Source organism: Embleya sp. NPDC020630 (assembly GCF_044334985.1).
In the GTDB taxonomy this organism is placed as follows: domain Bacteria; phylum Actinomycetota; class Actinomycetes; order Streptomycetales; family Streptomycetaceae; genus Embleya.
This window is the reverse complement of sequence record NZ_JBIRUB010000038.1, coordinates 37657-44677: the sequence shown is the minus strand read 5'-3', so window position 1 is coordinate 44677 and position 7021 is coordinate 37657. Positions and strand designations below refer to the sequence as shown.

The window sequence follows — 7021 nt, the reverse complement described above, 5'->3', positions numbered from 1 at the left end:
GGTCTCATTCCGAACCCGGAAGCTAAGCTCTCCAGCGCCGATGGTACTGCACTCGAAGGGGTGTGGGAGAGTAGGACGCCGCCGGAATCTACGTGTGAAAGGCCCATCCCGAAAGGGATGGGCCTTTTGCGTTTTCCGGGGTGCGGTATGGTCTGCGCATGCCTGACAACGAGATGGATCCTGCAGCCAGTACTCAGATGTTCCGGGCTTTCGTCGCCGAGGACCGCCCCGCGGCTCCCGGCGAACCGGCCCGGCGCGGCACCCCGCCGGTGCTACTGATCGCCGGAGTCGTGATCGCGATCATCGTGGTCGCGGCGGTCGTGCTCATTGCCGTCACCTGACCCACCCATCGGTCGATATACCGACCGCCGTACCAACGGGCCGACATACCGCGGGCGGGACCCCATCCCTCCGGGCCCCGCCCGCGATATACATTCCGCGAATACTTCGGTATCCGGTATCCGGTATTCGCGGTTCGTCGCTCGATACCTCCGGTCAGGTCGACGGCCACAGCGCGACGACGCAGCCGTCCTCCTCGCGCAGCCGCAGGCCCTCGTCCACATCACGCAGGTAGTCGAACAGGGATGGCGGGGTCCGCCAATCCCCGGCCAGGCGCGGAGCGAGACCGGCGGTCGGCTGGCCGAGTGCCTCGGCGAAGCCGCCGGTCATCATCACCAGTACGTCGGTGGGCCGCCACGTGGTCCGGCAGATGCGGAGCTGGTCGTCGCCGGCCTGGTCGGGAATCGCCGCCGGCGCGGCCTCCAGCGAGGTGTCCCGGATGCCCAGCGGCGCGCGCCAGCCGCCCTGGGCCAGGCGGAGCACGGTGCTGTCGCCGAGTACGGCCATGTCGACCCGGTCGTCCTCCAGCGGATCGGCGGCGGTGACCAATATCGCCAGGCGGGTGGCGGGTTCGGAGCGGCCCAGCTCGTGCGCGCGGTCGGCGGTGCCGGTCAGGCGGGAGCGCAGGTCCTCCTCGACCTCCGTCTGAACACCGGCCCAGTCCCAGTTCTCGTGCCGTTCGCGCGCGACCATCCGCGCGACGGTGCGGTAGGCGCTGCGGACCGCGATCTGGGCGGCGAGTTCGGAGGCGTGCGCGTTGTCGACGCCGTCGCAGATGATGGCGATCGTCCAGCGGGCGCTCGGGTCCGGGCCGACCGCGAAGCAGTTCTGTCTGGGCAGGCCCTGTTGCTGGTGCAGTTCGCCCCGGACTCCGGCGGCGCGCACGTTCAACCGGCCCAGCCGGCCGCCGTCGACGACCATGCCGCCGCCGTCGGCGAGGGCGGGAGGTGGGAGCATGCGCAACATCCTTCGCGGGACCTCGTCGGCCGGGTTGTCCGCGGGCGCGGAGCGGTGGGGCGTGCGCTGGGCCGGGGGCGCCTTGAGGAACGTGGTGCCCGGCTCGCCGGCGTCGTCCGGGGCGGGTTCGCCGCCGACGTCGCGCCGTCGTTCCGTCGGATCGTCGCCGAACCCGGGGCTCGCGTCGATCGACGAGTAGCTGTCCGACTCCACGGCCGGTGCGGGCCGGTGCTTGGGGATCGGCGGGTAGTTCGGACGACGCTCGGCGGACGGGCTCGGGCCGGGGTCGAGCGGGTCGACCGGATCCATCGGATCGGCGGGCTCGATGTCGTCGTCGGCCTCCGGCCGCCACTGCTGCGGATCCTCGCGCCGTCCCGGGCGGGCGGCGCCGCGCGACGGCGGCAACACGCCCTGCGCGTCGCGGTGCAGCCGATCGGGCGGCATCGTGTCGCCGGGGATGCTGTCCGACATCGGCGTGCCCGGAGGCGGCGACGAGCCGAGCATCACGTCCTCCCAGTGCGAGGAGCCGGTGCGCCGCCGATTGCGGCCCGACGCGGGCGGCGCCGGATCGTAGTCGGCGTCGTACTCCTGGCCCTGGTCGCGTCCGTAGTCGTACACCCCGGCGTCGGCCTCGTACGGATCGCGGCGGCCGAAGCCGGGCCGGCGGTCGTACTGATCCGGTTCGTCCTCCTCGGCCGGCGCGCCGAACCCGAACCAGTTGGCCACCCGGCGGGCCCGCCCGGAGCGGCGCCCGCCCTGGTCCGGCGGCGCCGAGTCGGGAAAGCCCGGCGGTCCGGAGGGCGCCTCGACCTCGCGGTCGTACAGCGGATCCGGCCGATGGTCGTAGTCCGGGTCCGCCCGACGGTCGTAGTCGGGGTCGGGCCGACGATCCCAGTCGGGTTCGGGGCGTTCACGATCGCCCGGACCGGAGCGCCGGGGACCCTGGGCTCGCGGGACGGGCCGGCCCGGCGAACCATCGCCGGGGGTGTGGCGCTTGCTGGTACCGTCCGGCACGGCTTCCTCCTTCGCGTCGGGCCGGCCGGCGAGCCGGTCCCTTCGGGTCGCCGGTGAGTGGACGTCTCCCACCCGTGCGACCGGTATCAACAGGTATAGCGTGCACGGCCCGTGCCCGTGGGCGCACGCGCGCGCGTTGGTCCCCACTTTGCCCCGGGTCCGCCCGATGACCGGGCGGATGGCGGCGTTCTACCCGGAATCCCGTCGCTCGGTACCTATTTGACGGCGTATCAGGGAAACTCCCGAACCGGGTGCCGGCGTTCCCCGTCGACGGGGCGAATGTGGCGACTGGGCGTCCTCGCCGGCGTGTTCGGTGGGTTTTGTGTCGAAGTGGCTTGCGAAAGTGCCGGATTCGGGTCCGAGGGGGCGGCGTCGGATGATCGGTCCGCCCGGTGATCGGCGGATCCGGGCAACCGGCTCGTACGGTGACCCATCGCACCATCCCTCCATACGGCACCGTCTGGAGTCGGCGCACGGTCGTCACTACAGTGTGTCCGTCGCTCGGCAGCGACGACCGGTTGTTTTTCCAGGTCGTTCCCGGGCGATCACGAACACTTCCTCCTCGGGAGCACAACCGCATGCGCATACGCACCACCCGCCTCGCGACCCTCGCCGTCACGGCGGCGCTCACGCTCGGCGGCACCGTCGCGGTCGCCTCGTCCCCGGCCTCGGCCGCCACGGGCAACGGCGACTCCGGGGTCTCTGCCCGCGCCGGTCTCGGCTCGGTCACCGGAGCCTCGGCCACGGTCGGCCCGGACGGCACGTACACGATCACTTGGACCGATCGTTGGCCCGGCCCGATGCGCGTGTACGCGTCCACCGACGCGGACCGCTTCACCCGGCTCGTCGGCACGACCAAGGGCACCTCGCTGACCGTGTCCGGCCTGGACCCGGCCAAGCGCTGGTACTTCGCCATCACCCCGGCCGGCCCGAACGGCGCGGTGGTCACCGCCCCGCGCTCGCTGGGCCTGCAGGGCGCGCCCAACGCCCGGGACCTGGGCGGCTACCGCGCGGACTCGGGCCGGACCGTGAAGTACGGCCAGGCCTTCCGCGCCGACGCGCTCGGCAAGCTCACCGACGCCGACGTGGCCCGCCTGGGCGGTCTGGGCCTGGACGTGTCCGCCGACTTCCGTACCGACATCGAGATCACCGGCAACGGCGTCAACCGGCTGCCCGCGGGCACCCCGGTCGAGAACCTGCCGATCGCCGACGGCAACCTCACCGCCATCACCAACGCCGCGGTGGGCAGCCGGGATCCGATCCGGCAGAAGGAGCTGCTCGGCGACGGCAAGGCCGCTGCCGCGCTGGAGAACGTTTATCGGGGCTTCGTCGACGACCCGGCCCAGCGCGCGCAGTTCGCCACCGTGCTGCGCGACCTCGCGGACGGCAAAACGGTGATCTACAACTGCACGGCGGGCAAGGACCGCACCGGGTGGATGAGCGCGATCGTGCTCAAGGCGCTGGGTGTCGACGACGCCACCGTGCAGGCCGACTTCCTGGCCAGCAACGACAACCTGCGGGCGCGCAACGAGGCCACGAAGGCGGGCCTGAAGGCCGCCGGGCTGATGCAGGACCCGAGCCTGATGGACCCGCTGCTGTACGTGCAGAAGTCGTACCTGGACACGGCGTTCGCCGAGGTGCAGAGCAAGTTCGGCTCGTTCGACGCGTACCTGCGCAAGGGTTTGAACATCGACCCGATCACCGAACTGCGGCTTCGGGCCCGGCTGCTCACCTTCTGAGCCGCCGTCCCGATCCCGGCCCGCCGGGTGCGGGCGGTCTCGGTCGGCCGCCCGGCAAGGCCCCTGATGATCCGTCAGGGGCGTTGCCGGACAGCGGCCGAGGCCGCACGCACCGCGGCCGGGCCGCGCTCGCTCAGGCGGACAGGTCGGCGCGCAGCCGCGCCAACGCGCGGGCGAGCAGGCGCGAGACGTGCATCTGGGAGATGCCCAGGCGCTCGCCGATCTGAGACTGCGTCATGTTGCCGAAGAAGCGCAGCATGATGATCTGCCGGTCGCGGGGGCTCATCCGGGCCAGCAGCGGCCGCAGTGCCTCGCGATACTCGACCCCGTCGAGCGCCTCGTCCTCCTGGCCGAGACGGGCGATCAGCGCGTTGTCGCGATCGTCGTCGAGGTCGTGTGCGTCCAGCGACGCGGGCGAGTAGGCGTTGGCCGCCTCCATGCCCTCGAGGATCTCCTCGACTGTCAGGTTCAGGTGCTTGGCGAGTTCGACCACGGTCGGTGCCCGGTCGTACTTGTGGTTGAACTGCTCGGTGGCCTCGGCGAGCGCGAGCCGCAACTCCTGGAGCCGGCGGGGCACCCGCACGCTCCACGAGGTGTCCCGGAAGAACCGCTTGATCTCGCCGATGATCGTCGGCACGGCGTAGGTCGGGAACTCGACGCCGCGATGCGGGTCGAAGCGGTCGATCGCCTTGATCAGCCCGATCGTGCCCACCTGGAGCACGTCCTCGTACTGGTCGGTGCGGCTGCGGAAGCGGTTCGCGGCGAAGCGCACCAGGGGCAGGTTCAGCTCGACCAGGGTGCTGCGCACGTAGGCGTGCTCGGCCGATCCCTCGACGACGTCGGTGAGGCGGAGCAGGAGGGTTCGGGACAGCGTGCGCGTGTCCTGGGGGGTGTCGGTGCCGGAACCCCGGAGCGCGCGAGCGCGGGGTATGCCGGTACGGGGAAGGCGCGCGGGCGCGGCGCGGTCGGCGGTCGAGCCGGCTGTGCCCTCGTGGGAAGCATCTCGCAGCAGCACTGGAGAGCCCACCTCCTCGTCGGTCCTGGAGCGGAACCTGTCCGCTGCCGGCCATGGTGGAACGGCAGCCCGTCGTTCGGTACCCCCTTACCGGTGCGGGTCACCGCCCCAAACCCCTTGCGACATCCCCGATTTGTCAGGTGATGCGGGTGTATCTAGCGGCATGTCGACAGTACGAAAGCCGCGAATCACCGCAAAGAAAATTCGAGGTTTTACCAGCCGTTTCGCATTACTCGTCGGTCTTTGACGATCAGTCGACATTCGGGCCGAACAGTTGATCGCATACCTTCAGGTAGACGGCGTCGGGTCGAGGGACGAACTCGACCTCCCTGAGCGGTTGATCCTGCCCCGCGGACTCCATCACGAACGTCCCGTGTCCGAGCAATCTGCCGCCCGGGCTGCGTCGGTAGCTCATGTCGGTCACCTGGGTCAGCGGCAGCATGTTGACCCGCCGCCCGATCAGCCCGGTGGCCAGGATGATGCGCTTGTCGGTGACGATGAAGTAGTCGTTGCGCCAGGTCAGTATGTGACCGGAGCACCACAGCAGCAGGCCCGTGCCGACGGGCCATACGCCGTACTTCACGATCAGGTTCGCGGACGTGAAGTACCACAGCAGCAGCGCCAGGAAGGCGATCCCGAACCCGGTGACCGCCAGCGGGCCGATGATGATCGCCCAGTGCCGGCGTACGGCTATCGCGCAGGTCTCGCTGGGCAGCAGGTAGCGGCGTATCGCGTGGGTCTCGGTGGTGGAGGCGTCGACCGGTGCCGGCTCCGGCCCCGACGCCGCGCTCGCCGCTCGGCGCACGACCTCAGCCCGTGAGCCTGCTGATCTGGTCACCGCACCACTTGGCGGCGGAGGACATCGCCTGGAACCACTGCGCGACCAGGTCGGAGGCCTTTTCGGGCGTGGCGATGATCGTGTAGATGACAAAGACGATCAGGAGCAGCGTCAGGATCCGTTTGGTCTGCCCCGCCATATCCCCGCCTCCCCTATGAGGTGTCGGGGAGAAACAATAGGGGAGAGGGAGCGGCCGCGGGGGGACCGGCCACTCTCTCTCCCCTGTGGGACCCCCGCCGGAGCAAAGGTGGGTCGTACCTTCGCAGCATCGGCAAACAGTCCCGGGGTGCCTGCGGGGCTCCTGCCCAGCCCCGGGCACATCTCCAGCATGCGCCGAGGCGTGGCCGTGCGCATCCGGCGTTCGTCCTGTCGGGGCAGGGCCTTGGTCCCACGCGGGACACGGGCTGCGGGATCGGCCCCGAACGGTCGTACGCGGTGCGTGGGTCGGGTCGGGCTCCGCTCGGGTCGCGGCCCGGGTCAGCCCGCGGTGCCGTACAGCCGGTCGCCGGCGTCCCCGAGGCCCGGGACGATGTAGCCGTGCTCGTTGAGCCGCTCGTCGATCGAGGCGGTGACCACGGTGACGTTGGCCTCGGTGTCCGCGAACGCCTCCTGCATCACCTTGACCCCCTCGGGGGCGGCGAGCAGGCAGATCGCGGTCACGTCCAGCGCGCCGCGCTCCAAAAGCAGCTTGGTCGCCGCGATGAGGGTGCCGCCGGTGGCGAGCATGGGGTCGAGCACGTACGCCTGCCGGCCGCCGAGGTCGTCGGGCATGCGGGTGGCGTAGGTCGACGGCTCCAGGGTGTCCTCGTTGCGGATCATGCCGAGGAAGCCGACCTCGGCCGTCGGCAGCAGGCGCACCATGCCGTCCAGCATGCCCAGCCCGGCGCGCAGGATCGGCACCACCAGCGGCCGGGGGTAGGAGAGCTTGACGCCCGTGGTCTCGCTGACCGGGGTGCTGATCGCGACCGGGTCGACGCGCACCCCCCGGGTCGCCTCGTAGGCGAGCAGCGTGACGAGTTCGTCGGCGAGCCTCCGGAAGGTGGGCGAGTCGGTGCGCCGGTCGCGCAGCGTGGAGAGTTTGTGGGCCACCAGAGGATGGTCGACGACGTGAATCCGCAT

General features: G+C 70.9%; 7 protein-coding genes and 1 rRNA gene. 3 read left to right on the top strand and 5 right to left on the bottom strand.

All coding sequences use genetic code 11. The features are described from left to right. Positions 1-87: ribosomal RNA gene (rrf, locus tag ACH4XV_RS46545) — 5S ribosomal RNA — on the top strand; the annotation flags it as partial. Between the two features lie 71 nt (positions 88-158). Beyond that, positions 159-341, top strand: a complete 183-nt coding sequence (locus ACH4XV_RS46540) for a hypothetical protein (protein ID WP_379998717.1) — start codon at positions 159-161, stop codon at positions 339-341. A 154-nt stretch (positions 342-495) separates the two neighbouring features. Here ACH4XV_RS46540 and ACH4XV_RS46535 read toward each other — a convergent pair whose 3' ends face one another. Continuing rightward, positions 496-2310: a protein phosphatase 2C domain-containing protein gene (locus ACH4XV_RS46535; RefSeq protein WP_395800361.1), complete on the bottom strand. Its 1815-nt coding sequence runs from the start codon at positions 2308-2310 to the stop codon at positions 496-498. Positions 2311-2888: 578 nt separating this feature from the next. Between ACH4XV_RS46535 and ACH4XV_RS46530 the strand changes: the two genes are divergently transcribed. Then, complete coding sequence (locus tag ACH4XV_RS46530) at positions 2889-4049, top strand: tyrosine-protein phosphatase (RefSeq protein WP_395800359.1); 1161 nt, start codon at positions 2889-2891, stop codon at positions 4047-4049. Between the two features lie 133 nt (positions 4050-4182). Here the strand turns inward: ACH4XV_RS46530 and ACH4XV_RS46525 are convergent, their stop codons facing one another. The 4 genes from ACH4XV_RS46525 to upp form a co-directional block, all read right to left on the bottom strand. Continuing rightward, positions 4183-5064: a SigB/SigF/SigG family RNA polymerase sigma factor gene (locus tag ACH4XV_RS46525; RefSeq protein ID WP_078976446.1), complete on the bottom strand. Its 882-nt coding sequence runs from the start codon at positions 5062-5064 to the stop codon at positions 4183-4185. A 250-nt stretch (positions 5065-5314) separates the two neighbouring features. Beyond that, complete coding sequence (locus tag ACH4XV_RS46520; protein WP_395800357.1) at positions 5315-5902, bottom strand: PH domain-containing protein; 588 nt, start codon at positions 5900-5902, stop codon at positions 5315-5317. After that, the gene (locus ACH4XV_RS46515) at positions 5874-6041 is read right to left on the bottom strand and encodes a hypothetical protein (protein WP_170222223.1); all 168 of its coding nucleotides are present in this window, start codon (positions 6039-6041) and stop codon (positions 5874-5876) included. Before ACH4XV_RS46515 ends, ACH4XV_RS46520 begins: the two co-directional genes overlap by 29 nt. 338 nt (positions 6042-6379) lie before the next feature. Further along, the gene (gene upp, locus ACH4XV_RS46510) at positions 6380-7021 is read right to left on the bottom strand and encodes a uracil phosphoribosyltransferase (RefSeq protein ID WP_379998726.1); all 642 of its coding nucleotides are present in this window, start codon (positions 7019-7021) and stop codon (positions 6380-6382) included.